Here is a 234-nt window from a genome sequence, read left to right as displayed (position 1 = left end):
CTGGACGTGATGAACCGGCTGGGCCGGGCGATGGCCGACCCGACCCGCTCCCGCATCCTCATGACACTCCTCGAGGGCCCGAGCTACCCGGCGGTACTCGCCCGCGACCTAGGGCGTGTCTGAGAATAGATGCACGAGTCAGCTGAGACCCTGGGGACATGTCCCGGTTCCAGATGCTCTCTGACACCCAATGGGAGTTGATCGCCCCGATGCTCCCGACCCGGACCGGCCGCG

This window comes from Micrococcus sp. KRD012 (assembly GCF_017168555.1).
GTDB lineage: Bacteria > Actinomycetota > Actinomycetes > Actinomycetales > Micrococcaceae > Micrococcus > Micrococcus luteus.
Note: the sequence above shows the minus strand (reverse complement) of the source record.